24 protein-coding genes are annotated in these 24,127 nt (G+C 62.6%); 11 read left to right on the top strand and 13 right to left on the bottom strand.

The genetic code is table 11. The features are described 5' to 3' along the window. Window positions 1-167 precede the first annotated feature (167 nt). A complete protein-coding gene (locus PM2_RS22300) occupies window positions 168-980 on the top strand; it encodes a UDP-2,3-diacylglucosamine diphosphatase (protein WP_016711873.1) in 813 nt (270 codons plus the stop codon). A gap of 24 nt (window positions 981-1,004) precedes the next feature. Here PM2_RS22300 and PM2_RS22305 read toward each other — a convergent pair whose 3' ends face one another. Beyond that, window positions 1,005-1,316, bottom strand: a complete 312-nt coding sequence (locus PM2_RS22305) for an Mpo1-like protein (RefSeq protein WP_016711872.1) — start codon at window positions 1,314-1,316, stop codon at window positions 1,005-1,007. 154 nt (window positions 1,317-1,470) lie between these two features. On the opposite strand from PM2_RS22305, the gene PM2_RS22310 reads away from it, so the two are divergent. Beyond that, window positions 1,471-2,532 carry an AraC family transcriptional regulator gene (locus tag PM2_RS22310; RefSeq protein WP_016711871.1) on the top strand — a complete coding sequence of 354 codons (1,062 nt, stop codon included), beginning with the start codon at window positions 1,471-1,473 and terminating at the stop codon, window positions 2,530-2,532. On the opposite strand, the gene PM2_RS22315 is transcribed toward PM2_RS22310, so the two are convergent. Then, window positions 2,489-3,943, bottom strand: a complete 1,455-nt coding sequence (locus tag PM2_RS22315) for a TrkH family potassium uptake protein (protein WP_016711870.1) — start codon at window positions 3,941-3,943, stop codon at window positions 2,489-2,491. The two genes, PM2_RS22310 and PM2_RS22315, sit on opposite strands and share 44 nt — an antisense overlap. A gap of 102 nt (window positions 3,944-4,045) precedes the next feature. Here PM2_RS22315 and PM2_RS22320 point away from each other — a divergent pair, with 102 nt between their 5' ends. Beyond that, complete coding sequence (locus PM2_RS22320) at window positions 4,046-4,603, top strand: NAD(P)H nitroreductase (protein ID WP_028699593.1); 558 nt, start codon at window positions 4,046-4,048, stop codon at window positions 4,601-4,603. 85 nt (window positions 4,604-4,688) lie between these two features. Here the strand turns inward: PM2_RS22320 and PM2_RS22325 are convergent, their stop codons facing one another. The 5 genes from PM2_RS22325 to PM2_RS22345 form a co-directional block, all read right to left on the bottom strand. After that, window positions 4,689-6,029, bottom strand: coding sequence for a sensor histidine kinase (locus PM2_RS22325; protein WP_028699592.1), 1,341 nt, complete (start codon window positions 6,027-6,029; stop codon window positions 4,689-4,691). Between the two features lie 58 nt (window positions 6,030-6,087). Next, entirely contained in the window at window positions 6,088-6,504 is a 417-nt protein-coding gene (locus PM2_RS22330; protein WP_016711867.1) for a Spy/CpxP family protein refolding chaperone, read from the bottom strand. A gap of 101 nt (window positions 6,505-6,605) precedes the next feature. Continuing rightward, complete coding sequence (locus tag PM2_RS22335) at window positions 6,606-7,283, bottom strand: response regulator transcription factor (protein ID WP_016711866.1); 678 nt, start codon at window positions 7,281-7,283, stop codon at window positions 6,606-6,608. Window positions 7,284-7,426: 143 nt separating this feature from the next. Next, a complete protein-coding gene (locus PM2_RS22340; protein ID WP_012273585.1) occupies window positions 7,427-7,726 on the bottom strand; it encodes a YciI family protein in 300 nt (99 codons plus the stop codon). Window position 7,727: 1 nt separating this feature from the next. Further along, window positions 7,728-8,321, bottom strand: coding sequence for a septation protein A (locus PM2_RS22345; RefSeq protein ID WP_016711865.1), 594 nt, complete (start codon window positions 8,319-8,321; stop codon window positions 7,728-7,730). Between the two features lie 67 nt (window positions 8,322-8,388). On the opposite strand from PM2_RS22345, the gene PM2_RS22350 reads away from it, so the two are divergent. The 6 genes from PM2_RS22350 to PM2_RS22375 all read left to right on the top strand — a co-directional run bounded on the left by PM2_RS22350 (window position 8,389) and on the right by PM2_RS22375 (window position 14,789). Further along, window positions 8,389-9,249: a PHP domain-containing protein gene (locus PM2_RS22350; RefSeq protein ID WP_016711864.1), complete on the top strand. Its 861-nt coding sequence runs from the start codon at window positions 8,389-8,391 to the stop codon at window positions 9,247-9,249. 13 nt (window positions 9,250-9,262) lie between these two features. After that, window positions 9,263-9,892, top strand: a complete 630-nt coding sequence (locus PM2_RS22355; protein ID WP_033740616.1) for an L-threonylcarbamoyladenylate synthase — start codon at window positions 9,263-9,265, stop codon at window positions 9,890-9,892. Continuing rightward, window positions 9,889-10,743: a segregation and condensation protein A gene (locus PM2_RS22360; RefSeq protein WP_016711862.1), complete on the top strand. Its 855-nt coding sequence runs from the start codon at window positions 9,889-9,891 to the stop codon at window positions 10,741-10,743. The genes PM2_RS22355 and PM2_RS22360 overlap by 4 nt, the downstream gene beginning before the upstream one ends. Further along, window positions 10,730-11,500: an SMC-Scp complex subunit ScpB gene (scpB, locus tag PM2_RS22365; protein WP_016711861.1), complete on the top strand. Its 771-nt coding sequence runs from the start codon at window positions 10,730-10,732 to the stop codon at window positions 11,498-11,500. Before PM2_RS22360 ends, scpB begins: the two co-directional genes overlap by 14 nt. Before the next feature lie 165 nt (window positions 11,501-11,665). Next, the gene (rluB, locus tag PM2_RS22370; protein ID WP_012273579.1) at window positions 11,666-12,733 is read left to right on the top strand and encodes a 23S rRNA pseudouridine(2605) synthase RluB; all 1,068 of its coding nucleotides are present in this window, start codon (window positions 11,666-11,668) and stop codon (window positions 12,731-12,733) included. A 637-nt stretch (window positions 12,734-13,370) separates the two neighbouring features. Continuing rightward, window positions 13,371-14,789 (top strand): amino acid permease, encoded by a 1,419-nt coding sequence (locus PM2_RS22375; protein ID WP_161775524.1) that lies wholly within the window; start codon window positions 13,371-13,373, stop codon window positions 14,787-14,789. 77 nt (window positions 14,790-14,866) lie between these two features. Here the strand turns inward: PM2_RS22375 and PM2_RS22380 are convergent, their stop codons facing one another. Next, window positions 14,867-15,751 carry a LysR substrate-binding domain-containing protein gene (locus PM2_RS22380; protein WP_016711859.1) on the bottom strand — a complete coding sequence of 295 codons (885 nt, stop codon included), beginning with the start codon at window positions 15,749-15,751 and terminating at the stop codon, window positions 14,867-14,869. Window positions 15,752-15,903: 152 nt separating this feature from the next. Here PM2_RS22380 and ydiJ point away from each other — a divergent pair, with 152 nt between their 5' ends. After that, window positions 15,904-18,924, top strand: a complete 3,021-nt coding sequence (gene ydiJ / locus PM2_RS22385) for a D-2-hydroxyglutarate dehydrogenase YdiJ (RefSeq protein ID WP_028699590.1) — start codon at window positions 15,904-15,906, stop codon at window positions 18,922-18,924. A gap of 39 nt (window positions 18,925-18,963) precedes the next feature. On the opposite strand, the gene PM2_RS22390 is transcribed toward ydiJ, so the two are convergent. From PM2_RS22390 to phhA, 4 genes are all read right to left on the bottom strand, one after another. Beyond that, window positions 18,964-20,151, bottom strand: a complete 1,188-nt coding sequence (locus tag PM2_RS22390) for an MFS transporter (protein WP_028699589.1) — start codon at window positions 20,149-20,151, stop codon at window positions 18,964-18,966. 92 nt (window positions 20,152-20,243) lie between these two features. Then, on the bottom strand, window positions 20,244-20,372 hold the full coding sequence (locus tag PM2_RS31810; protein ID WP_016488505.1) for a hypothetical protein: 129 nt from the start codon (window positions 20,370-20,372) through the stop codon (window positions 20,244-20,246). A 190-nt stretch (window positions 20,373-20,562) separates the two neighbouring features. Then, entirely contained in the window at window positions 20,563-20,919 is a 357-nt protein-coding gene (locus PM2_RS22395; RefSeq protein WP_003254532.1) for a 4a-hydroxytetrahydrobiopterin dehydratase, read from the bottom strand. A 38-nt stretch (window positions 20,920-20,957) separates the two neighbouring features. Then, window positions 20,958-21,746: a phenylalanine 4-monooxygenase gene (gene phhA / locus PM2_RS22400; RefSeq protein WP_016711856.1), complete on the bottom strand. Its 789-nt coding sequence runs from the start codon at window positions 21,744-21,746 to the stop codon at window positions 20,958-20,960. 255 nt (window positions 21,747-22,001) lie between these two features. Here phhA and PM2_RS22405 point away from each other — a divergent pair, with 255 nt between their 5' ends. Next, entirely contained in the window at window positions 22,002-23,561 is a 1,560-nt protein-coding gene (locus PM2_RS22405; RefSeq protein ID WP_016711855.1) for a sigma-54-dependent phenylalanine hydroxylase transcriptional regulator PhhR, read from the top strand. Window positions 23,562-23,614: 53 nt separating this feature from the next. On the opposite strand, the gene PM2_RS22410 is transcribed toward PM2_RS22405, so the two are convergent. Then, on the bottom strand, window positions 23,615-23,869 hold the full coding sequence (locus PM2_RS22410) for a DUF2790 domain-containing protein (RefSeq protein ID WP_028699588.1): 255 nt from the start codon (window positions 23,867-23,869) through the stop codon (window positions 23,615-23,617). Between the last annotated feature and the right edge of the window lie 258 nt (window positions 23,870-24,127).

The raw sequence follows: 24,127 nt of genomic DNA on the forward strand, positions 1-24,127 counted from the left end.
GCGCGGGCGGCGCTCGATCTCGCAGGCGCTCGACATGCCGAGGCGATAACGCTCGCCACATTCAGCCATTGTGCCTCATTCGCTGCACACCATCACTCGTCACCGTTTTGCCACGGCGCTGTCACGCACGCCTGCCAGTCTCCAGCAAACTGCGCCGGAGCCTGCCCATGACCCATGCCGAACTGTCCCGCCCCTCGCGCAAGCAACGTGTGCGCACCCTGTGGATCTCCGACGTGCACTTGGGCACTCGTGACTGCCAGGCCGAACACCTGTCGCAGTTCCTCAAGGGCTACCAGGCCGACCGGGTGTACTTGGTCGGCGATATCATTGATGGCTGGAAGCTGCGCGGCGGCATCTACTGGCCACAAGCTCACACCAACGTGATCCGCCGGCTGCTGACCATGAGCAAGCGCGGTACCGAGGTGATCTATGTCACCGGCAATCATGATGAATTCCTGCGCCGTTACTCCAAGCTGATACTGGGCAATATCCAGCTGGTGGACGAGGCCGAGCACCTGACCGCTGATGGTCGCCGGCTGCTGGTGATTCATGGCGACCAGTTCGACGTGATTACCCGTTACCACCGCTGGCTGGCGTTCCTCGGTGACCGCGCCTACGAGTTCACCTTGGTGCTTAACCGCTGGCTCAATCACTGGCGTGCGCGGTACGGCTATGGCTACTGGTCGCTGTCGGCGTACCTCAAGCACAAGGTAAAAGGCGCGGTGAACTTTATCAGCGATTTCGAGGATGCCATTGCCCACGAATGCACCCGACGTGGTTTTCACGGTGTGGTGTGTGGGCATATTCATCACGCTGAAATCCGCAAGGTAGGAGAGGTGGAGTACCTCAATTGCGGCGATTGGGTGGAGTCATGCACGGCGCTGATCGAGCATTGGGATGGCAGCATCGAGCTGTACCGCCTGGCGGATGCCCAGGCACGGGAAGCGCAGGTAGCCGCGGCGATGCGAGAACCGGCATAGAGGGCTGCTATGCAGCCCAGTTGCTTACAGGCTGATTTTGCCCAGCAGGATATCCCTGAACATCACGAAATCCCCTATCAGGCTGTAAAGCGGATAGGTAAAGGTTGCCGGTCGGTTCTTTTCGAAAAAGAAATGCCCGACCCAGGCAAAGCCGTAGCCGAACAGTGGCACGGCCAACAACAGCAACCACTTGCCACTGCCAATGGTATAGGCCAGCAAGGCAATCACCAGGCTGGTGCCGACAAAGTGCAGGCGGCGGCAGGTGGGGTTGCTGTGTTCCCCCAGGTAGTACGGATAGAACTCGGCAAAACTGCGAAACTGCGCTGTGCGGTTCATGGCAGTGCTCCGGGATTAATACTTCTGGACAAGATGCACGGCGTGGAGCCTGATTCGAGTCTAGAGTGATTGGCGGGGCCTACCAGTGACAATAGGCGCCAATTGAATATCCTTGGGGTTCACCGCAGGAGCGGTCGGTAGAAAGAAGCCTGTCATGAGCGAAAGAACCACGTCAGCCAGCTGGGCATCAGGGATTGTGAAGGCACTCGAACTGGAAGGGCTGGACTGCCAGGCCATGTTCAAGCAGCTGGGGCTGGACTTCGCGGCCCTCGACGACCCTGACGCCCGCTTCCCGCAGGACTCCATGACCCGGCTCTGGCAGCTGGCGGTGGAGCTTTCGGGTAATGAGGCCATCGGCTTGAACATGGCGCGTGTGGTACGCCCGGCGTCGTTCCATGTGGTGGGCTATGCGTTGATGTCCAGCCGCACGCTGGCCGAAGGCTTCGAGCGCCTGGTGCGTTACCAGCGCATCATCGCCGAAAGCTCGGACCTGAGCTTCGTGCTTGGCCCTGAAGGTTATTCCCTGATCCTGACCGTACATGGCGACCACCTGCCGCCCACGCGGCACAGCGCCGAGGCCTCGCTGGCTTGCGCGCTGGCACTGTGCAAATGGCTCAGCGGCCGCCCGGTGCAGCCGAGGCGGGTGCTGGTGCAGGGGCCTCAGCCGAAGAATATCGAACCGTACAAGGTGGCGTTTCATTCGCCGCTGGTGTTTGGTGCGCCGCACGATGCACTGGTGTTCGAGCGGGCCGACATGGAGGCGCCGTTGCCAACCGCCAACGAGGCCATGGCGGTGTTGCATGACCGTTTTGCCGGGGAGTATCTGGCCCGTTTTTCCGAAAGCCGGGTTACCCACCGCGTGCGCCAGGTGCTGTGCCGCATCCTGCCGCAGGGCGAGCCCAAGCGCGAGACCCTGGCGCAGGCCCTGCACCTGTCGCAACGTACCTTGCAGCGGCGGCTGCAGGAGGAGGGCACCAGCTTCCAGGCCTTGCTCGACGACACCCGCCGCGAATTGGCCGAGCAGTACCTGGCCCAGCCGGGCATGACCCTGCTGGAGGTCGCGTACCTGCTGGGCTTTGCCGACCCCAGCAACTTCTACCGGGCATTCCGCCGCTGGTTCGATGCCACGCCGAGTGAGTACCGTGCCCGTATGGGCGCTGAGGCCGAAGCGGTCAGTGACGCCAGAACGCCGGCATACACAGCACCAGCACCGTAATGATTTCGAGTCGGCCGAGCAGCATGCCGGCCGCCAGAATCCACTTGGCTGCGTCCGGCAGCGTGGCGTAGTTGCCCGACGGGCCGATCACTTCGCCCAGCCCGGGGCCCACACCCGAAACCGTACCGGCGGCACCGGTCAACGCGGTCATCCAGTCCACGCCCAGCAACGACAGCAGCAGGGCCATGACGCAGATGGTGATGGCGAAGAAGAACGAAAACGTCAGGATCGAACGCACGATGTCTTCATCGAGGCGGTGGCCGTTGTATTTCTGCTTGATCACCGCGCGCGGGTGGATCAGTTGGTTAAGGCTGGCCTTGAGTAGGATGTAGGCCACCTGGAAGCGGAAAATCTTGATACCGCCCGCCGTCGAGCCGGAGCAGCCGCCCACGAAACCCAGGTAAAAGAACAGCATCAGCGAGAAGTTGCCCCACAGGCTGTAGTCGCCCAGGGCGAAGCCGGTGGTAGTGACCACCGAGGTCACGTTCAGCGCCACATGGCGCAAGGCGTCGAGCCAGTGCAGGTTGGTGCTGTACCAGTACCAGGTGCCCAGCACTATCCAGGTAACCACCAGCATGCCCAGCAAGCCCTGCACCTGCTGGTCGCGGATCAGCGCCTTGCGGTTGCCGCGCAGGGTGGCCACATACAGGGTGAACGGCAGGCTGCCCATGATCATCACCACAACCGCCACCCAATGCACGGCCGGGATGTCCCATTTCGCCAGCGACTGGTCAGAGGTGGAGAAACCGCCGGTAGAGATCGCCGACATGGCGTGGTTGATCGCATCGAACGGGCTCATGCCTGCCCACCAGAAGGCCAGCGAGCCAAGGATCGAGAAGCCGACGTACACCCCCACGATCGACTTGGCGACCATGTGCGAGCGCGGCATGACCTTTTCCGAGCGGTCGGACGACTCGGTCTGGAACAGGCGCATGCCACCGATGCGCAGCAGCGGCAGGATCGCCACCGCCATGGCGATGAAGCCGATACCGCCAAGCCAGTGCAGCATCGAGCGCCACATGAGAATGCCGGGTGACATGGTGTCGAGCCCGCTGAGCACGGTGGCGCCGGTAGCGGTGATGCCCGACATGCTTTCGAAGAAGGCGTCGGTGTAGCTGATGTGCTGGGTCAGCAGGAACGGCAGGGCGGCGAACACGCACACCACCAGCCAGCTGCTGACCGTCAGCAGGTACATGTCGCGTGGGCGCAGGTGCACATGTTCGGGGCGCCCCTGCACCACCAGGGCCAGCCCGGCGATGAAGGTGATCAGGCTCGACCAAAGGAACGACGGCATGTCACCGGTGCGTTCGAAAATTACCAGGGTCGCCATGGGCACGGCCATGCTGACGGCGAGGGTAATCAGGAAGATGCCGATGATGAAACCAATGATCCTTAAGGTCGGCAACGCCATGTGATCTGCTCTGACTCGATTCGGAAGGGCGCCATTCTACCTATGGGTCTGGTGATGTAAACGCTAGAATGGCTGCACATTCAACTGCCAGGAGGGTAGCCGATGGAGGCTCTCGACGCATTGCTCAACCGTGTTTCCGTGCCACGCCTGACCGACCCGGCGCCGAACGCTGCCCAGCGCGAGGCGCTGTTCCAGGCCGCCTTGCGCGCCCCGGACCACGGCCAGCTGCGCCCCTGGCGCTTTCTGACCATCGAAGGCCAGGGCCGTGAGAAGCTGGGCGAGCTGTTTGCCGAAGCCGTGCAGAGCAGGGGCGACGCCAGCCAGGCTGCGCTGGACAAGGCCCGCGCCATGCCGTTGCGGGCGCCGCTGCTGATTGTGGTGGTGGCCAAGCTGCAGGATCACTTCAAGGTGCCGAAGTCCGAACAGCGCCTGGCGGCGGGCTGTGCGGCGCATGGCATTCTGATTGCCGCGCATGCGCAGGGTATCGGCGCGGTGTGGCGAACCGGGGACATGGCGTTCGATGCCCATGTGCACAAGGGGTTGGGGTTGGCCGAGAACGAGGAGTTGATCGGGTACCTGTATGTCGGCACGCCGCTGACCGAGCCGCGTACGGCGCCGATTCTGGAAACGGCTGATTTCGTCAGCGTCTGGGGCGAGTAACGCCGTTTTGGGCTGATTGTCGTATCAGGGCCACCGGCCTCTTCGCGGGCGTGCCCGCGAAGAGGCCGGTGGCCTTTACATCACCTCAACTGCCAGCAGCCTCAGCCACAGGCAACTCCAGCCTGGCCACAAATCCACCCTGTGGATGATTGTCCAGCAACAGGCTGCCGCCATGGCGCTCCGCCGCCTTGCGTGCAATCGCCAGCCCCAGCCCATGCCCCGGCGCTTCCTGCCCCGGCGCGCGGAAGAAGGGTTCGCCCAGCTGCGCCAGGTGTTCCGCTGCAGCCCCCGGTCCATGGTCACGCACGCTTATCACTATGCGGTCCTGCTCACGCACTGCACTCACTTCTACCGGCTGCCCGACCGGATTGAAGCGCAAGGCATTGCGCAGCAGGTTGTCCACGGCCCGCTCGATCAGCGTCGGCCAACCTTGCAAGGTCAACCCAGGCTGCGCCTCGAGGCGCACATCCTGGTCGGGCGCGCTGAGCAGGGCATCCTTGCGCACGCTGCCCAGCAGGGCGTTGAGGTCGACCGGTTCGGCATGGGCCTGCTCGGCATCCACCCGGGCCAGGGCCAGAATTTCGCTGATCAGGTCTTCCAGGCGGTCGCACTCGCGGGTCAGGCGTGGCCACAGGGTTTCCCGCTGCTCGGGCCCGGCGCGCTCGGCCAGCGCCAGGGCAATACGCAGTCGGGCCAATGGGGAACGCAACTCGTGGGACACATCGCGCAGCAACTGGCGCTGGCTGCCGATGGTGCTTTGCAGGCGCGCGCCCATCTTGTTGAAGTCCTTGGCCAGCACACCGAACTCGTCGCGCCGCGCTGCCAGCCGCGCCAGGCTGTTCTGCTGGTAGGTGGTCTGCCCCAGGTCATGCACCGCGCTGCGCAGGCGGCTGAGCGGGCGGGTAATGGACAGGGTCACCAGCAGGCTGAACAACGTCAGCACAACCAGGGCGATGCCCAGAGCACTGAGCGGCCACATCAGGCTTTCGCGGTGCCAGGCATCCAGTGCCGGGTGGGGAATGCGGTAGATCAGCAGGTAGGTTTCGCCGGTGTCGGGGCTGGTGTATTCCTCGGTCAGCCTGCGCCACGGCAGGCGCCGCTGGTCATTGTGCTGGCGCGCTTCGAAGGCCGCTGCACGGCGCGGGAAGGTACCGGGCACCACGGCTTCGCCACTGTCGTCGAGCACTTGCACGTCGATCTTGTAGCGGTCTTTACGCCGTTCCAGGAAGTGCTGTGCCGAATCCAGGCCTTCTTGCTCGTAATGCTTGGCCCACTTGCTGGCCAAGGTATTCAGGCCCGGGTGACGGCTGAGGATCCAGGCGTCCTGGTTGAGCATGTGGCCCAACAGGATCGACAGGCCTGCGACCAGGGTAATGGCCAGCCAGAAACTGGCCAGGATGCGCCAGAACAGTGAACGCAAGTGCACCTCCTAAACGGGAAAAGCCCGGCCCGCAGTGATGCGGGCCGGGCATTGGGCAGACAGCTTACTGAGCCTTGGTGCCTTTTTCAGCTTTCCAGGCCTGGAACTCCTGCCACTCGGCTTTCTTGGCGGCGCGTTCCTTTTGCAGTTCGTCGAACTGCTTTTGCTGCTCAGGCTTGAGCAGGTTGCGCACGGCGCTGTCGGTCTTGTCGCGGCTGGCTTTCAGCTCGTCCTTCATGGCTTTCTGGTCGGCGGCCGGCAGCTTGGACAGGTAGCGCTCGGTGATGTCGCGGCGCTGTTGCATCTGCTCGCCCATCAGCTTGCCGATCTGCTGGCGCTGCTCGCGGCTCAGGTCCAGCTGATGGAAAGGCGCATCACCGCGATGATGCGGGCCGTCGTGACGTGGGCCGCCGTCAGGCATGGCCATGGCCACGGTCGGCAGGGCGGCGGCGAACATCAGGGCGATAAGGGTCTTGCGCATGGTGTCTCTCCTTTCATAGGCCGGTGGTTACCGGATGAGCACAGTCTAGGGAGATCACCGTCAAGCGCAGTCAGGAGATGGTAAAGGCTCGGTAAAGATGCTCAGAGGCAGTAGTAATAGCCACGGCTGCGCAACGCCACGATGCGTGGCCGGCCATCGGCGTGGGGGCCAATCTTCTTGCGCAGGTTGCTGACATGCATGTCCAGGCTGCGGTCGTACAGGGTCAGCTTGCGGCCCAGGCCGATCTGCGCCAGTTCCTGCTTGTCCAGCGGCTCGCCGGGCTGGCGCAGCAGCGCTTCGAGAATGCGGCTTTCGGACAGGGTCAGGGTCATTTCGCGGCCATCGATACTGGCCACGCCACGGGCAGGGCTGTACACCAGGTCGCCCAGCTCCACCTGGCTGGTGGTGGCGGTGGGGTGGCTGCGGCGCAGTACGGCGCGCAGGCGGGCGGTGAGTTCACGTGGGTCGCAGGGTTTGGCCAGGTAGTCGTCGGCACCCAGTTCGAGGCCAAGGATGCGGTCCAGCGGCTCGCCACGGGCGGAGAGCATCAATACCGGCAGTTCGGTATGTTCGCTGCGCAACTGCTTGAGCAGTTCCAGGCCGCTGCCGTCGGGCAGCATGACATCCAGCACCACGGCCGCCGGGGCGTGTTCGGCCAGGGCCTGGCGTGCGCTCTGGCCATCGTGGCAGGCACGTACGGTGAACCCTTCCTGGGTCAGCCAGCTGCTGAGCAGCTCGCACAGCTCCTGGTCATCATCAATCAGTAACAGCTCGCTCATGACTCACTCATTTCAACCATTGACGGCGGCTATTCGGCCCGCCAGTGGCAAAGATACCGCAGACTGATGGCAACTGTGTAACTGCCTCTACCGCGTCGCCTGCTTCGCGGGCGAGACCGCGAAGCAGGCGACACGGTCTTGGATCACGGCAGTACTTGCTTGAATGGCTTGACCACGACTTTGTCGTAAACGCCCGCAGCAATGTAAGGATCGGCATCTGCCCAAGCCTGCGCCGCAGCCAGGGACTCGAACTCGGCAACGATCAGGCTACCGCTGAAACCCGCTTCGCCCGGGTCGTTGCTGTCGATGGCCGGGTGCGGGCCGGCCAGCACCACGCGGCCTTCGGCTTTGAGCTGCTGCAGGCGTTCGATATGCGCCGGGCGGGCAGCCAGGCGTTTTTCCAGGGAGTTTGCGACGTCGCTGGCGATGATGGCGTAGAGCATGTCAATCCTTGGGTTTGGAGGTAGAAGGGTCGTCGTGCAGGTGGCGCGACAGGTACACGCCTTGCGCCACCAGGAAGATCACGGTCATGCCCAGGCTGCCGAACACCTTGAAGTCCACCCAGAAGTCCTGGAAGGTGAAGGCGACGAACAGGTTGGCCGCGCCGCAGAACAGGAAGAAGGCAATCCACGCCACGTTCAGGCGCGCCCAGATGGCATCGGGCAAGGTCAGCGCGTGGCCCATGATGCGCTTGATAAGCACCCGGTCACCGATGAAGTGGCTGCCGGCAAAGCCCAGGGCGAACAGCCAGTTCACCACCGGCGCCTTCCACTTCAGGAAGGTTTCGCTGTGGAACGTCAGGGTCAGGCCGCCGAACACCAGGCAGGCCACCAGGGTCAGCCACTGGCCCTTTTCAAGCTTGCGCTGGCGCAGGAACAGCGCGCCATACACCACCAGCGAGCTGATGATCAGCATAGCCGTGGCGCTGTAGATGCCGCCGAATTCGAAGCTGTGGCCGGCGACTTCCAGGGGGCGCGGGTCCAGCTTGTAGACGATGAAGAACAGCAGCAGCGGGATGAAATCGATGAATTGTTTCACAATGGCAGCCAGAATCGGGATGTGACGGCATAATAACAAACATCGATTCCAGCGAAAGCGCTCCTCCATGAATGTTGATCTGCACTGTCACAGCACGGCCTCCGACGGCGCCCTGTCGCCCTCGGTACTGGTTGCCCGGGCCCATGAGCACGGGGTGCAAACGCTGGCACTGACCGACCATGACACCATCGAAGGCCTGCCCGAAGCACGCCAGGCCTGCACCGAGCGGGGCATGCGCTGGGTGAGCGGCGTCGAGCTGTCGTGCACCTGGGGTGGTGCGACCATCCATGTGCTGGGCTATGACTTCCCGCTCGACGCGCCGCCTTTGCTGGCGGCAATCGAAGCGTTGCACCGTGGCCGCTGGCTGCGCGCCGAAGAAATCGACAAACGGCTGGCCGCCAAGGGCATGCCTGGCACCCTCGAAGGCGCCCGTGCCGTGCAGCACGAGCTGGGCGACAGCGGCAACGCCCCGGCGCGCCCGCATTTTGCCGAGTACCTGGTGCGCGCCGGGCACGTCAAGGACCGTGGCGAAGCGTTTCGCAAGTGGCTGGGCGCCGGCAAGCTGGGCGACGTCAAGCAGCACTGGCCGACCCTGGACGAAACTGTCGCCACCCTGCGCCAGTCCAAAGCGTGGGTGAGCCTGGCGCACCCCATGCATTACGATCTGACCCGCAGCAAGCGCAGACGGCTGATTGCCGACTATATTCAGGCAGGCGGGCAGGCACTTGAGGTGGTCAACGGAATGATGCCGGCCGAGCAGGTGGGCACCCTGTCCATCCTTACCCGTGAGTTCGGCCTGCTGGCAAGCGCTGGCAGTGACTTCCACGGCCCCGGCACCTGGGGCGAGATCGGTGCCTATCGGCCTTTGCCCGAGGACTTGCCACCTCTGTGGCGTCGATTCAGCCATGAACAGCCTTTGGCGCTATGAACAGGACGACTACGTGAGCCAATTTTTCCAGATTCATCCGGAGAACCCGCAGGCGCGCCTGATAAAACAGGCCGTTGAGATCATCCGCAAGGGTGGCGTGGTGGTGTATCCGACCGACTCGGCCTATGCGCTGGGTTGCCAGATGGGTGACAAGGGCGCAATTGAGCGTGTGCGCACCTTGCGCAAGCTGGACAAGCAACACAACTTCACCCTGTTGTGCTGCGACCTGTCGCAAATGGGGCTGTTTGCCAAGATCGATACTTCTACGTTCCGCCTGCTCAAGGCGCACGTTCCCGGGCCTTACACCTTCATTCTCAATGCCACCCGCGAAGTACCGCGGCTGCTGATGCACGAGAAGCGGCGGACCATTGGATTGCGCGTGCCATCCAACCCGATCGTGCTGGCTCTGCTAGCAGAGCTGGGCGAGCCGTTGATGAGCGTGAGCCTGATCTTGCCGCCCGAGACAGAGCCGATGACCGACCCCTACGAGATCCGGCAGAGCCTGGAGCACCATGTCGACCTGATCATCGATGGCGGTTATGGCGACCTCAAGGCGTCGACCATCATTGACCTCACAGGCGATGAGCCTGCGCTGATCCGCGAAGGCTGCGGCGACCCCACGCCGTTCCTGGTCAGCGCGTGAGCCAGGTGGAAACGCCCGAGGCACCGGCCGAACAGGCCGAAGCGCCTCGGCAGTTGCAGTTGGCCCTGGTCTACGGCGAAGCCCTGACCGAGCTGCCGCTGGACCTGTACATCCCTCCGGACGCGCTGGAAGTCATCCTCGAGGCCTTTGAAGGCCCGTTGGACCTGCTGCTGTACCTGATCCGCAAGCAGAACATCGACATTCTCGACATCCCGGTGGCGGAAATCACCCGCCAGTACATGGGCTACGTGGAGCTGATGAAAAGCGTGCGCCTTGAACTGGCCGCCGAGTACCTGGTGATGGCCGCCATGCTCGCCGAGATCAAGTCGCGCATGCTGCTGCCGCGTTCGGCCGATGTCGAGGAAGAGGAGGGCGACCCACGCGCCGAACTGATCCGCCGCCTGCAGGAGTACGAGCGTTTCAAGGCCGCCGCCGAAGGCATCGATGAATTGCCACGGGTAGGCCGCGATGTGGTGGTGCCACGCCTGGAGGCGCCGCAGGCCAAGGTGCGCAAGCTGTTGCCGCAAGTCAGCCTGGAAGAGTTGCTGGTGTCCATGGCCGAGGTGATGCGCCGCAACGACCTGTTCGAAAGCCACCAGATCACCCGTGAAACGCTGTCTACCCGCGAGCGCATGAGCCAGGTGCTGGAGCGCCTAAAGGGCGGTGCTTTCGTGCCGTTCGTCGAGTTGTTTGCCGCCGAAGAGGGCAAGCTGGGCGTGGTGGTCACCTTCATGGCGATTCTCGAGCTGGTGAAGGAATCGCTGATCGAACTGGTGCAGAATGAACCTTTCGCCGCCATTCACGTGCGGCTCCGCCCGGCGCTTGTTGAAGAACCTGATGAACCTGAATGACCCCCGCGACCTGGCGTCGCTGATCGAAGCTTTCTTGCTGGCGTCGGGCAAACCGCAGTCTCTGGAGCGCCTGTACGAGCTGTTCGAAGAGGCCGAGCGCCCAGAACCCAAGGTGTTCAAGCAGGCCCTGGACGTGCTGGGCAAGTCGTGCAATGGCCGAGCGTTCGAGCTCAAGGAAGTGGCCAGCGGCTACCGCCTGCAAATCCGCGAGGACTATGCGCCCTGGGTCGGGCGCCTGTGGGAAGAGCGCCCGCAACGCTATTCACGTGCGCTGCTCGAAACCCTGGCGCTGATTGCCTACCGCCAGCCCATCACCCGTGGCGAGATCGAGGACGTGCGGGGCGTGGCGGTGAACAGCAACATCATCAAGACCATGATGGAGCGCGAGTGGATTCGCGTGGTCGGCTACCGCGAAGTGCCGGGGCGGCCGGCGATGTTTGCCACCACCAAGGCGTTTCTTGACCACTTCAACCTCAAGAGCCTGGATGAGCTGCCGGCCTTGGCCGAGCTGCGCGAGATGGAGCCGGAGCCGGTGCTCGACCCGGACGATGCGCCAGTGCCGGCGCACCTGCAGGCGTTGGCAGATGCCAGCCTTGGGGAGGAAGAAGAGGGTGTTGAGCCGAAGGAGGAAACCAGCTTCCGTAGCTTGCTGGTGGAGCTGGATGCCATGGAGGAAGGGTTGAAGACCGACTTTGATGATTTGCGCGAGGAAGAACCAGAGGCTTCGGTGGAAGAAGAGGGCAAGTTACAGCCCTGATCTGCTGTTGCCCATACACCACCGTTAGGCAGAAACCCCAGCCAAAGCCCACAAAACCCTCTACCCTCCAGTGCGTTCCTCCCCGGAACCGCGTATGATGCGCGGCCTTTTGGCGCACTCGTCGCCAAAAAACCTGTTTTCATTCCTACACCGGGAGGTGCCCAGATGAGTGAGCAAGACCTGCAAGATACCGAAATCACCCCGCCATCCGGCGAAAAGCTGCAAAAAGTGCTGGCACGCATTGGCGTGGGTTCGCGCCGTGACGTCGAAGCCTGGATCAGCCAGGGCCGCATCAAGGTGAACGGCGTCGAGGCCACCCTTGGCCAGCGCGTCGACCTGCACGACGCCATTGCCGTAGACGGCAAGCTGATCAAGCGTGAGGAGGCCGCCGAGGCCACTCGCCGGGTGATCATGTACAACAAGCCCGATGGCGAAATCTGCACCCGTGACGACCCGGAAGGCCGCCCCACCGTGTTCGACCGCCTGCCACGGCCAAAAGAAGGCCGCTGGATCAACATCGGCCGCCTCGACATCAACACCACTGGCCTGCTGCTGTTCACCACCGACGGTGAACTGGCCAACCGTCTGATGCACCCGTCCTACGAGATGGACCGTGAGTATGCGGTGCGTGTGCGCGGTGAAGTCGATGACGAGATGATCGAGCGCCTGAAAGCCGGTGTGATGCTGGAAGACGGCCCGGCCAAGTTCACCGACATCCAGAAGGCACCGGGTGGTGAAGGCTTCAACCACTGGTACCACTGTGTGGTGATGGAAGGCCGTAACCGTGAGGTGCGTCGCCTGTGGGAATCCCAGGGCATGGTGGTCAGCCGCCTGAAGCGCGTGCGTTTCGGCCCGGTGTTCCTCAATTCCGACCTGCCGATGGGCCGCTGGCGTGAAATGACCCAGGGCGAAATCGACATCCTGGCCGCCGAAGTGGGCCTGCAGCCGGTTGCGCTGCCCGCCATGAAGCTCAAGGCCAAGGACAAGATGGAGCGCCTGCAGCGCAAGTCGACCCGCCCGCTGGGCCGTGGCGAGCGCGTGCGCAACCTGCGCCCGGCCCACGAAGGTGCCGCTACCGGTGAACGCCCGGCGCGTCAGCCGCGTGAAGAGGCTCCGCGTAAAAACACCCGCGGCAGCACGGTGGCCGAGCGCCCGAGCGAAATGCGCAAGCGTCCGGCCAAGCCTGAAGGTGACAAGCCGGCAGGCCGTGGTCGCGGTAAACCGCGTGGCTGATCGGCCTGCGTGGTGATGAGAAACCAGCCTTCGGGCTGGTTTTTTTATGCCTGCGATGTATTGCGGGCACGGCAAGATATTGAACAAAAAGAATTTTTCTGACGACTGGCAAGTTCTTGAACCGGCTTGTAAAGAAATTTATACAAATGTGGCCGGTTTCAGCCCTGATTCCAGATTTAACCCAATCGTGTAAACAAACCTTGCCGACACCGATGTGCCAAACCCGCTACCTCCACCTTGCCCTGCCTTGCCCAAACCCCCGTCCCCACGGTGTTATAGCCGCCATTGCCGTGTGCAAGAGCCCGTCCACAGAGCCTGGCTGACAAAACAACAAATGGAGGCGCCATGTACGCCGATCACTCCGCCTTTGAAGGCCCATACCACAGGATCGCTGCGTTATTTCCGGATGGAAGAGCGCAACGCGTTGACGCCTGCGCGCTTGCAGGGGTATACAGTGCGCCGCGTTTTACCTGTGACCCTTTTGCGTACCGCGCACTCTTGATCACGCCGGGTTGACCCGCTTCGGCGGCACCTGAGGTCAAGAAACCCAAGGTAACCACCTTGCCCATTCCGCTGCGCCACGAGCGCGGTGGGTCCGATTCCGTCACAGATAAAAACAATGCAGGTGACTTCGTTCATGAGTGGACAAAACATGCATTCAGGCGAGCTCAAGCGGGGCCTGAAGAACCGCCATATCCAGTTGATCGCCCTGGGTGGTGCAATTGGTACCGGCCTGTTCCTCGGCTCGGCAGGCGTGATGAAATCCGCCGGCCCGTCGATGATCCTTGGCTACGCCATCTGCGGCTTCATCGCCTTCATGATCATGCGCCAGCTTGGCGAGATGATTGTCGAAGAGCCGGTGGCCGGCTCGTTCAGCCACTTTGCACACACCTACTGGGGCGGCTTCGCCGGCTTCCTGTCGGGTTGGAACTGCTGGGTGCTGTACATCCTGGTGGGCATGTCGGAGCTTTCGGCGGTTGGCAAGTATGTCCACTACTGGTGGCCGGAGATCCCGACCTGGGTCACTGCGGCGGCGTTCTTCGTGTTGATCAACGCCATCAACCTGATGAACGTGAAGTTCTTCGGTGAAGCCGAATTCTGGTTCGCCATCATCAAGGTCGTGGCCATCGTCAGCATGATTGGCCTGGGTGCCTACCTGCTCACCAGCGGCAGCGGCGGGCCGGATGCGACCATCGCCAACCTGTGGTCCCACGGCGGCTTCTTCCCGAATGGTGTCAGCGGGCTGGTGATGGCCCTGGCGTTCATCATGTTCTCCTTCGGTGGCCTGGAAATGCTCGGTTTCACCGCTGCCGAAGCCGACAAGCCGAAGACCGTGATCCCCAAAGCGATCAACCAGGTCATCTGGCGCATCCTGATCTTCTACGTGGGCGCCTTGGTGGTATTGCTGTCGTTGACGCCATGGGACAACCTGGTCGCCAGCATCGATGCCTCGGGTGGCAGCTATGGCAGCAGCCCGTTCGTGCAAGTGTTCTCGCTGCTGGGCAGTGACGTTGCTGCCCACTTGCTGAACTTCGTGGTCCTGACAGCCGCACTGTCGGTTTACAACAGCGGTACCTACTGCAATGCGCGCATGCTGCTGGGCATGGCCGAGCAGGGCGATGCCCCGGCGTCGCTGGCCAAGGTCGACAAACGTGGCGTGCCTGTGCGTTCGATCCTGGTGTCGGCTGCCGTTACCTTCGTGGCCGTACTGCTTAACTACCTGATGCCGCAGAATGCCCTGGAGCTGCTGATGTCGCTGGTGGTGGCTACCCTGGTGATCAACTGGGCGATGATCAGCTATTCGCACCTGAAGTTCCGCCAGCACCTGGACCGTACCGGCCAGAAGCCGCTGTTCAAGGCGCTGTGGTACCCCTACGGTAACTACGTGGTGCTGGCCTTCGTGGTGCTGATCCTCGGCATCATGCTGATGATTCCAGGTATTCAGGTTTCGGTGTATGTCATGCCGGTTTGGTTGTTCGGGATGTTTGTGGTCTACATGGTCAAGCCGCGCCGCCGGGTGAATGCCGGTGGGGCTGTGGGTCACGTGGCCAAGTAAGCAACTCAAGGCCGTATGCAAAAACCCGAAGTCAGGTGACTGGCTTCGGGTTTTTTGTTGCCTGTGCAGGCAACACATCAGATCTGCTCCAGCAACCAGCCCCTGAATGCCCGCAACGACGGCAAGGCCTCATTCCTGGGCGGGTAGATCAGGTAATAACTACGCTGGCTGGCAAACGCCACGCCTGGGCTGTGCAGCTCACCCTTGGCCAATTCCTCTTCCACCAGAATGCGCGGCACCAGCCCGATACCAATCCCGGCCCGCACCGCCTGGATCAGGTGCGAGGTCAGCTCGAAGCTCGGCCCCAGGCGCATTGCCCGGTGCGGCAGGCCATGGTGCGAGAACCACTCGCCCCAGGCATGCGGGTTGTTGGCCACATTCAACAGCACCTCTTCACTGATCCGTGCCGGGCTCCAGCCCTGGCTGTCGGCCCCGGCCTCCGGTGGCAGGATCACCACCAGTTCCTCGGCATGCAGGCGATGGCAGATCAGCCCCGGCAGGTCGTGGCTGGCCACACCGATGGCGGCGTCGATTTCGCTGGTGTCGAAGTTGATGGCTTCGATACGTGAATGGATGTGCACCAGCATGCCCGGGTGGGCGCTGTAGAATGCATGCAGCCTTGGCAGCAGCCATTTCGAGCCGAACGTTGGCAGGGTAGCCAGGCGCAAGGTGCCGACCCCCGACTGGTACGCCAGCGCCTGCAAGGTGGCACTGCGGATGCGCCCCAGCGCCTCGCTGAGCTCGCGTTGGTAAAGGCGACCCACATCCGTCAGCTGTACCTGGCGGCCTTCGCGGCGGAACAAGGTGAGGCCCAGTTGCTGTTCCAGCGCCTGCACCTGGCGGCTGACCGCGCTTTGCGTCAGCGACAGTTCGGCGGCGGCGCGGGTGTAGCTTTCATGGCGGGCGGCGGCCTCGAAGGCCAGCAGCAGCGACATGGACGGTGTCAGGTGGCGGTAATTCATTCATAAAAGTCATTGATAGCGGCAGGATTATCCGTTTGCTCCTGAAGCGAAACTACAGGAACATTGGCGTATACGTCATCCCTGCATGCATCAACCCATGCCGGAGCGACAGGAATCCCGTGAATTAGCCAATATCAAGAGGCCATCCTTCGATGATCGCCCAGCTGCCGACCGTTGCACCGAGCGCCAACTACCCCGAATTCCTCGAAGCCCTGCGCAACAGCGGCTTCCGTGGCCAGATCAGTGCCGACTACGGCACCCGCACGGTGTTGGCCACCGACAACTCGATTTACCAGCGCTTGCCCCAGGCCGCAGTGTTCCCGCTGGATGCCGACGATGTGGCGCGGGTTGCCACACTGATGGGCGAGGCGCGTTTCCAGAACGTCAAGCTGACCCCGCGCGGCGGTGGCACCGGCACCAATGGCCAGTCGCTGACCGACGGCATCGTCGTCGACCTGTCGCGCCATATGAACAAGATCCTCGAAATCAACGTCGAGGAACGTTGGGTGCGGGTGCAGGCCGGTACGGTCAAGGACCAGCTCAATGCCGCGCTCAAGCCGCACGGGCTGTTCTTCGCCCCTGAGCTGTCCACCTCCAACCGTGCCACTGTCGGCGGCATGATCAACACCGACGCCAGTGGCCAAGGCAGCTGCACCTACGGCAAAACCCGCGACCATGTGCTGGAGCTGCACAGCGTGCTGCTCGGCGGCGAACGCCTGCACAGCCTGCCAATCGACGATGCCGCGCTGGCACAGGCCTGTGCCGCACCTGGCCGGGTCGGCGAGGTGTACCGCATGGCCCGGGAGATCCAGGAAACCCAGGCTGAACTGATCGAAACCACTTTTCCCAAGCTGAACCGCTGCCTGACCGGTTATGACCTGGCGCACCTGCGCGATGAGCAGGGCCGCTTCAACCTCAACAGCGTGCTGTGTGGTGCCGAGGGCTCGCTGGGCTATGTGGTGGAAGCCAAGCTCAACGTGCTGCCGATACCCAAATATGCGGTACTGGTGAACGTGCGCTACACCAGCTTCATGGATGCCCTGCGTGATGCCAATGCGCTGATGGCGCACAAGCCGCTGTCGATCGAGACCGTCGACTCCAAGGTGCTGATGCTGGCGATGAAGGACATCGTTTGGCACAGCGTTGCCGAGTACTTCCCGGCCGACCCCGACCGCCCGACCCTGGGTATCAACCTGGTGGAGTTCTGCGGCGATGAGCCGGCTGAGGTCAACGCCCGGGTGCAAGCCTTCGTCGAGCACTTGCAGGCGGATACCAGTGTCGAGCGCCTGGGGCATACGCTGGCTGAAGGCGCCGAGGCGGTGACCCGCGTCTACGTGATGCGCAAGCGTTCGGTGGGCTTGCTGGGTAACGTCGAGGGCGAGGTGCGCCCGCAGCCGTTCGTGGAAGACACGGCGGTACCGCCAGAGCAACTGGCCGACTACATCGCCGACTTCCGCGCCCTGCTGGACGGTTACGGCCTGGCCTACGGCATGTTCGGCCACGTCGATGCTGGTGTACTGCACGTGCGCCCGGCGCTGGACATGAAGGACCCGGCCCAGGCCGCGCTGGTGAAGCCGATTTCCGACGCCGTGGCCGCGCTGACCAAAAGCTATGGCGGCCTGCTGTGGGGCGAGCACGGCAAAGGCCTGCGTTCGGAATACGTGCCGGAGTACTTTGGTGAGCTGTATCCGGCGCTGCAGCGCCTGAAAGGTGCCTTCGACCCGCACAACCAGCTCAACCCCGGCAAGATCTGCACACCGCTGGGCAGTGCCGAGGGCCTGACCCCGGTCGATGGCGTAACCCTGCGCGGCGACCTCGACCGCACCATCGACGAGCGCGTGTGGCAGGACTTCCCCAGTGCCGTGCACTGCAACGGCAACGGCGCCTGCTACAACTACGACCCCAACGACGCCATGTGCCCGTCGTGGAAGGCCACCCGTGAGCGCCAGCATTCGCCCAAGGGCCGCGCCTCGCTGATGCGCGAGTGGCTGCGCCTGCAAGGCGAAGCGAACATCGACGTGTTGGCCGCAGCCCGCAACAAGGTGTCGTGGCTCAAGGGCCTCCCGGCACGCCTGCGCAACAACCGCGCGCGCAGCCAGGGGCAGGAAGACTTCTCCCACGAAGTGTACGACGCCATGGCCGGCTGCCTGGCGTGCAAGTCGTGCGCCGGGCAGTGCCCGATCAAAGTCAACGTGCCGGACTTCCGTTCGCGCTTCCTCGAGCTGTACCACGGCCGCTATCAGCGCCCGGTGCGTGACTACCTGATCGGCTCGCTGGAATTCACCATCCCGTACCTAGCCCACGCACCGGGCCTGTACAACGCGGTCATGGGCTCTAAGTGGGTCAGCAAGCTGCTGGCCGACAACATTGGCATGGTCGACAGCCCGTTGATCAGCCGCTTCAACTTCCAGGCCACGCTGACCCGTTGCCGTGTCGGCGTGGCCAGTGTGCCGGCCCTGCGTGAACTGACCCCGGCCCAGCGCGAGCGCAGCATCGTGCTGGTGCAGGACGCCTTCACCCGCTATTTCGAGACCCCGCTGCTGTCAGCCTTCATCGACCTGGCCCACCGCCTGGGCCACCGGGTATTCCTGGCGCCTTACAGTGCCAACGGCAAGCCTTTGCATGTACAGGGCTTCCTGGGGGCGTTCGCCAAGGCGGCGATCCGTAACGCTACCCAGCTCAAGGCCCTGGCCGACTGCGGTGTGCCTCTGGTGGGGCTGGACCCGGCGATGACGCTGGTGTACCGCCAGGAGTACCAGAAAGTGCCGGGGCTGGACGGTTGCCCGAAGGTGCTGTTGCCGCAGGAATGGCTGATGGAGGTGCTGCCCGAGCAGGCGCCGACCGCACCGGGCAACTTCCGCCTGATGGCGCACTGCACCGAGAAGACCAACGTGCCGGCCAGTACAAAACAGTGGGAGCAGGTGTTTGCCCGCCTGGGCCTGAAGCTGGTGACCGAGGCGACGGGTTGCTGCGGTATGTCGGGGACCTACGGCCACGAGGCGCGTAACCAGGAGACTTCGCGGACCATCTTCGAGCAAAGCTGGGCAACCAAGCTGGACAAGGAAGGAGAGCCGCTGGCGACCGGTTACTCGTGCCGCAGCCAGGTCAAGCGCATGACCGAGCGCAAGATGCGCCACCCGCTTGAAGTGGTGTTGCAGTACGCCCAGCGTTAACGTTCAGGGCTTCGGGGGCTGCCAGGCAGCCCCCAGCTTTCAATGATCTCGATGCCGCCGCACCTGCCTGTACAGATACAGGCTCAACACCAGCCCACAACCCGCCGCACCCGCCGCAAACAGAAACATCGAAGCAAACCCGAACTCCGCCGCCACCGCGCCCACCAGTGGCCCGGTCACCCCCAGCGACAAGTCAATGAACAGCGAATACGCCCCCACAGCCGCCCCGCGGTTGGCCGCCGACACCTGATTCACCGCCTCCACACCCAGCGCCGGGAACACCAGCGAGAAGCCAAACCCGCTAAGCGCTGCCCCTGCCAAGGCCAACTCGGCGCTGGGCGCCAGCCACAGCATCACCAACCCCAGTGTTTCCACCGACAGGCAGGCAATCGCCACCCGGAACCCGCCAATGCGGTTGATCAGGTTGCCAAACAGCAGCCGCGCACTGATGAAGCTGGCGCCGAACAGGCTCAAGGTCAGCGCGGCATTGGCCCAGCCGCGGCTGGCGTAGTACAAGGTGATGAACGTGGCGATGGTGCCAAAGCCGATCGAGCCCAGGGCCAGTCCCGAACCGTGCGGGAACACCTTGCCCAGCACGCGCAGGAACGGCAGGCGTACGCCACTGACGATAGGGGCGGCCTGTTTCGGCCAGGCCAGCAGCAGGCCGAGGATGCACAGCAGGATAATGCTGACGCCCATGCTCCACAGCCCCAGGCTCTTGACCATCAGCACGCCCAGCGGTGCACCGACGGCCAGTGCGCCATAGCTGGCGATGCCGTTCCAGGAGATGACCTTGGCGGTGTTTTCAGCGCCCACCCGGCCGATGCCCCAGCCAATCGCGCCCGCACCTACCAGGCTTTCGGCGCTGCCCAGTGCTAGCCGGCCGACCAGCAGGCAAGCCAGGCTCAGCCAGGGCTGGTGGGTGAGGAAGGCGCAGGCCAGCATGAACATCCCGCTAAGCCCGCAGCCTACAAGGCCGTACATGACCGCCTTCTTGCTGCCGTGGTTGTCGATGATGCGGCTGGCGGAGGGGCGGCTGAGCAGCGTGGCGAGGTACTGCACGCTGATCACAAGGCCCGCGACCACGGCGCTGAACCCCAGGTCGTTGTGCACATAGCCGGGCAACACGGCCAGCGGGATGCCGATGTTGAGGTAGCCAATGAAGGTGAAAAGGACGATGGAGACGACTTGCAGTGTGACCGCAAGGGGGCGCGGTGATTCGGGCATGGGGGCCTGCGAGGGTTCTGGACAGTGTGAAAACGTGATGACGGGGGGAGCCCGCAGGTCAGCCGTTTTCACACTGTTGGAGGTTGCGCGATTTATTCCTGGTCAGCGCTGGATTGATCGTCACCATCCTGCTCGACGGCAGCTGCCGGTTCGGCGTGAACGGTCACGGATGGCTCTTCTGGGTTCAGGCTTGGGAAGGGAAGATTCGGGATTTCGTGCATCTCGTCGTTCCTCGCAAGTGTGAGTGAAAAGTCTGCGCCAGGCGCGGTTGAAGCTTCGCAAAGCTGGGGCAGGATACACAAGTCTGGATGACAGTTTGGTTTTTTTACCGCTCGTTTGTCGGTTTTGCGGGCGAACAGCGCACATTATTCATAAAAAAACGGGGCCGATTGCGGCCCCGTTTTTCAGCGATCACTTCCGGCCTTCGGCCGTTTCCGCCACCTTGTCGGTGCGGGCGCACATGATGAAGTCGTTGCGGTGCAGGCCCTTGATCGAGTGGCTCCACCAGGTCACGGTAACTTTGCCCCACTCGGTCAGCAGTCCAGGGTGGTGGCCTTCGGCCTCGGCGATTTCGCCTACGGCGTTGGTGAACGCCAGGGCGTGCTTGAAGTTCTTGAACAGGAAGACGCGCTCCAGCTCCATGTGGCCGTCACGTACTTCGATGTTCCAGTCCGGGATTTCGCGAATCAGCTCGGCCAGCTCTTCGTCGGTGACTTTTGGAGCGTCAGCGCGGCAGGCTTCGCAATGGGCTTGGTTCAAGGCATTCATGGGTGTTTTCCGGTTCGAGTTGTTATCGGCAGGGTCGCTCAGGCAGCGACCTTGGGTGGAAACTTCGGTGCGTGCAGGCCCAGCTGCATGGCCTTGTGGACCATGCCCATGATGTCTTCGTGGGCCAGGTCGAACAGGCACTTCATGTTGGGGAGCACGAAATACAGCGGCTGCAGGATGTCGATACGGTACGGGGTACGCATGGCTTCGATCGGGTCGAAGGCCTGGTGTTCAGGCTCGCCAGACAGACTGTAGACGGTCTCTTTCGGTGACGAGAGGATGCCGCCGCCATAGATCTTGCGGCCCTGGGCGGTTTCCATCAGGCCAAACTCGATGGTCATCCAGTACAGGCGCGCCAGGTACACGCGTTGTTCCTTGGTTGCCGCCAGGCCGAGCTTGCCGTAGGTGTGGGTGAATTCGGCGAACCATGGGTTGGTCAGCAGCGGGCAGTGGCCGAAAATCTCGTGGAAGATATCGGGCTCTTGCAGGTAGTCCAGCTCTTGCGGGGTGCGGATGAACGTGGCGACCGGGAAGCGTTTGCTGGCCAGTAATTCGAAGAAGGTCTGGAAGGGAATCAGCGCCGGAACCCGGGCAACCTGCCAGCCGGTGGTGGCACCCAGCACCTTGTTGATCTCGCCCAGTTGCGGGATACGGTCGTGGGGCAGCTTGAGCTGGTCGATGCCGTCCAGGTATTCCTGGCACGCGCGGCCTTCGATCACTTTCAGCTGACGGGTGATCAGGGTGTTCCATACCGCATGCTCTTGCTGCGGGTAATCGATAAAACCATGCGCATCGGGCTCACGTGCCACGTAGTGCGTCTGTTTCATGAGGCTCTCCTGGTGAGGGCTTTTCTTGTTATGTGCAGGACATGCCTAAGGAATATCCCTTCACTGGCCGTTTTGCACGGGTGCAAGCCGCTGCCGCGCCAGCGGGTGAAGCGGATTTCGTAACGATAATTTTACAAAATGGCCCGGGTGTCGGAAAATTCGGGGCATACGGCTGATGGTTGCGCAGTTTTTGTCAGCTTATCTTTACGACTTTTCCGCGCGATGTTGAAAAACATTGGCGCTTCGAGAGCCCTCATGCGTATCAAAGTGCACTGCCAGAACCGCATTGGCATCCTGCGCGACATCCTCAACCTGCTGGTGGAGTACGGCATCAACGTCCTTCGCGGCGAGGTGGGCGGTGACCATGGCAATGCCATCTACCTGCACTGCCCGAACCTGATCAACCTGCAGTTCCAGGCCTTGCGACCGAAATTCGAGGCGATTGCCGGGGTATTTGGCGTCAAGCGCGTGGGCCTGATGCCCAGCGAACGCCGGCACATGGAGCTGAATGCCTTGCTCGGGGCGCTGGACTTCCCGGTGCTGTCGATCGACATGGGCGGAAGCATCGTCGCCGCCAACCGCACGGCAGCGCAGTTGCTGGGGGTGCGCGTGGATGAGGTGCCGGGCATGCCGCTGGCGCGCTATGTGGAAGACTTCGATCTGCCGGAGTTGGTGCGGGCCAACAAGTCGCGCATCAATGGCCTGCGTATCAAGGTCAAAGGTGATGTGTTCCTGGCGGATATCGCACCGCTGCAGTCCGAACACGACGACAGCGAGGCGTTGGCTGGCGCCGTGCTCACCCTGCACCGTGCCGACCGCATTGGCGAACGCATCTACAACGTGCGCAAGCAGGAATTGCGAGGCTTCGACAGCATCTTCCAAAGCTCGCGGGTGATGGCTGCCGTGGTGCGCGAGGCCCGCCGCATGGCGCCGCTGGATGCGCCGCTGCTGATCGAGGGTGAGACCGGCACCGGCAAGGAGCTGCTGGCGCGCGCCTGCCACCTGGCCAGCCCCCGTGGGCAGTCGCCGCTGATGGCGCTCAATTGCGCCGGCTTGCCCGAGTCGATGGCCGAAACCGAGCTGTTCGGTTACGGCCCCGGGGCATTCGAAGGTGCGCGGGCAGAGGGCAAGCTGGGGCTGCTGGAACTGACAGCAGGCGGCACGCTCTTCCTTGACGGGGTAGGGGAGATGAGCCCGCGCCTGCAAGTGAAGTTGCTGCGCTTTTTGCAGGACGGCTGTTTCCGTCGGGTAGGCAGCGATGAAGAGGTGTACCTGGATGTGCGGGTGATCTGCGCGACCCAGGTGGATTTGTCCGAGTTGTGCGCGCGCGGCGAGTTTCGTCAGGACCTTTATCACCGCCTGAACGTGTTGTCGCTGCACATTCCGCCTTTGCGCGAATGCATGGATGGCCTGGAAGGGCTGGTGCAGCACTTTCTCGACCAGGCCAGCCGACAAATCGGCTGTGCCATGCCGCGCCTGGCGCCGGCCGCGATGGACAAACTTGGGCAATACCATTGGCCGGGCAATGTAAGGCAGTTGGAAAACGTATTGTTCCAGGCGGTTTCTTTATGCGAAGGCGGCGTGGTTAAAAGCGAGCATATACGTTTGCCGGATTATGGCGCGCGGCAACCGTTGGGTGAGTTTTCGCTGGAGGGCGATCTTTCGCAGATTGTCGGGCGCTTTGAAAAAGCGGTGCTGGAAAGTTTGATGGGGGCGTTTCCGAGTAGCCGGGCTTTAGGGAAAAGGCTGGGCGTTTCGCATACAACCATCGCAAACAAGTTAAGGGATTATTCGCTTGGCAAGTCTGCCGATTAATTGGGCTTTGCAAAAGGTGAAAGGGGCCCGTAGGGCCCCTGATTCAGAAGGTATCAGCCGTTAGAGCAGCCGTTCCCCATCACGCTGTATTCGAGAATGTGCTTCTGGCCCTTGGAGTCTTCGTAGGTCATGCGGGCTGGCACGACTTCGCACACATTGGGCACTTCGCTCATGGAGATGACGCGGGCAATGTCCAGGTGCTGCGAGTAACTGTACTGTTCAACCGGAATCTGCTCGGCATCTTTGGCTTCGCCGGCCATTGCCGCGCCGCAAAGACTGCCAAGTACCAATACCAGTAAAGCTTTCATTTTCTATTTACCTGTCTAAGGTCGTGAGGGGGCACGCGGCGCTTATGGCGCCGCGAGTACTGCTAGTTTTAACTATCGGGATTAGAGGGAGATTAACGTTTGCCTTCGTGGGGGCTGTTACCAGTTGTTAATCGCCTTGCCGTTGCTGGCGAGGTGAATTTTAGGGTTGTGGCCAAGGCCGAAACAGTGGGTCTTTTGATAAAGTGTTTTGACAGAATCTGTAACAATCCTCTGGTAAGGCACCCCGTTTTTTCGTGG

This window comes from Pseudomonas monteilii NBRC 103158 = DSM 14164 (assembly GCF_000730605.1).
Classification (GTDB): domain Bacteria; phylum Pseudomonadota; class Gammaproteobacteria; order Pseudomonadales; family Pseudomonadaceae; genus Aquipseudomonas; species Aquipseudomonas monteilii.

Coding starts and splice junctions, on each gene's coding strand:
- PM2_RS22300 (WP_016711873.1), top strand. CDS start 168: ATGACCCATGCCGAACTGTCCCGCCCCTCGCGCAAGCAACGTGTGCGC.
- PM2_RS22305 (WP_016711872.1), bottom strand. CDS start 1,316: ATGAACCGCACAGCGCAGTTTCGCAGTTTTGCCGAGTTCTATCCGTAC.
- PM2_RS22310 (WP_016711871.1), top strand. CDS start 1,471: ATGAGCGAAAGAACCACGTCAGCCAGCTGGGCATCAGGGATTGTGAAG.
- PM2_RS22315 (WP_016711870.1), bottom strand. CDS start 3,943: ATGGCGTTGCCGACCTTAAGGATCATTGGTTTCATCATCGGCATCTTC.
- PM2_RS22320 (WP_028699593.1), top strand. CDS start 4,046: ATGGAGGCTCTCGACGCATTGCTCAACCGTGTTTCCGTGCCACGCCTG.
- PM2_RS22330 (WP_016711867.1), bottom strand. CDS start 6,504: ATGCGCAAGACCCTTATCGCCCTGATGTTCGCCGCCGCCCTGCCGACC.
- PM2_RS22335 (WP_016711866.1), bottom strand. CDS start 7,283: ATGAGCGAGCTGTTACTGATTGATGATGACCAGGAGCTGTGCGAGCTG.
- PM2_RS22340 (WP_012273585.1), bottom strand. CDS start 7,726: ATGCTCTACGCCATCATCGCCAGCGACGTCGCAAACTCCCTGGAAAAA.
- PM2_RS22350 (WP_016711864.1), top strand. CDS start 8,389: ATGAATGTTGATCTGCACTGTCACAGCACGGCCTCCGACGGCGCCCTG.
- scpB (WP_016711861.1), top strand. CDS start 10,730: ATGAACCTGAATGACCCCCGCGACCTGGCGTCGCTGATCGAAGCTTTC.
- rluB (WP_012273579.1), top strand. CDS start 11,666: ATGAGTGAGCAAGACCTGCAAGATACCGAAATCACCCCGCCATCCGGC.
- PM2_RS22375 (WP_161775524.1), top strand. CDS start 13,371: ATGAGTGGACAAAACATGCATTCAGGCGAGCTCAAGCGGGGCCTGAAG.
- PM2_RS22380 (WP_016711859.1), bottom strand. CDS start 15,751: ATGAATTACCGCCACCTGACACCGTCCATGTCGCTGCTGCTGGCCTTC.
- ydiJ (WP_028699590.1), top strand. CDS start 15,904: ATGATCGCCCAGCTGCCGACCGTTGCACCGAGCGCCAACTACCCCGAA.
- PM2_RS22390 (WP_028699589.1), bottom strand. CDS start 20,151: ATGCCCGAATCACCGCGCCCCCTTGCGGTCACACTGCAAGTCGTCTCC.
- PM2_RS31810 (WP_016488505.1), bottom strand. CDS start 20,372: ATGCACGAAATCCCGAATCTTCCCTTCCCAAGCCTGAACCCAGAAGAG.
- PM2_RS22395 (WP_003254532.1), bottom strand. CDS start 20,919: ATGAATGCCTTGAACCAAGCCCATTGCGAAGCCTGCCGCGCTGACGCT.
- phhA (WP_016711856.1), bottom strand. CDS start 21,746: ATGAAACAGACGCACTACGTGGCACGTGAGCCCGATGCGCATGGTTTT.
- PM2_RS22405 (WP_016711855.1), top strand. CDS start 22,002: ATGCGTATCAAAGTGCACTGCCAGAACCGCATTGGCATCCTGCGCGAC.
- PM2_RS22410 (WP_028699588.1), bottom strand. CDS start 23,869: ATGAAAGCTTTACTGGTATTGGTACTTGGCAGTCTTTGCGGCGCGGCA.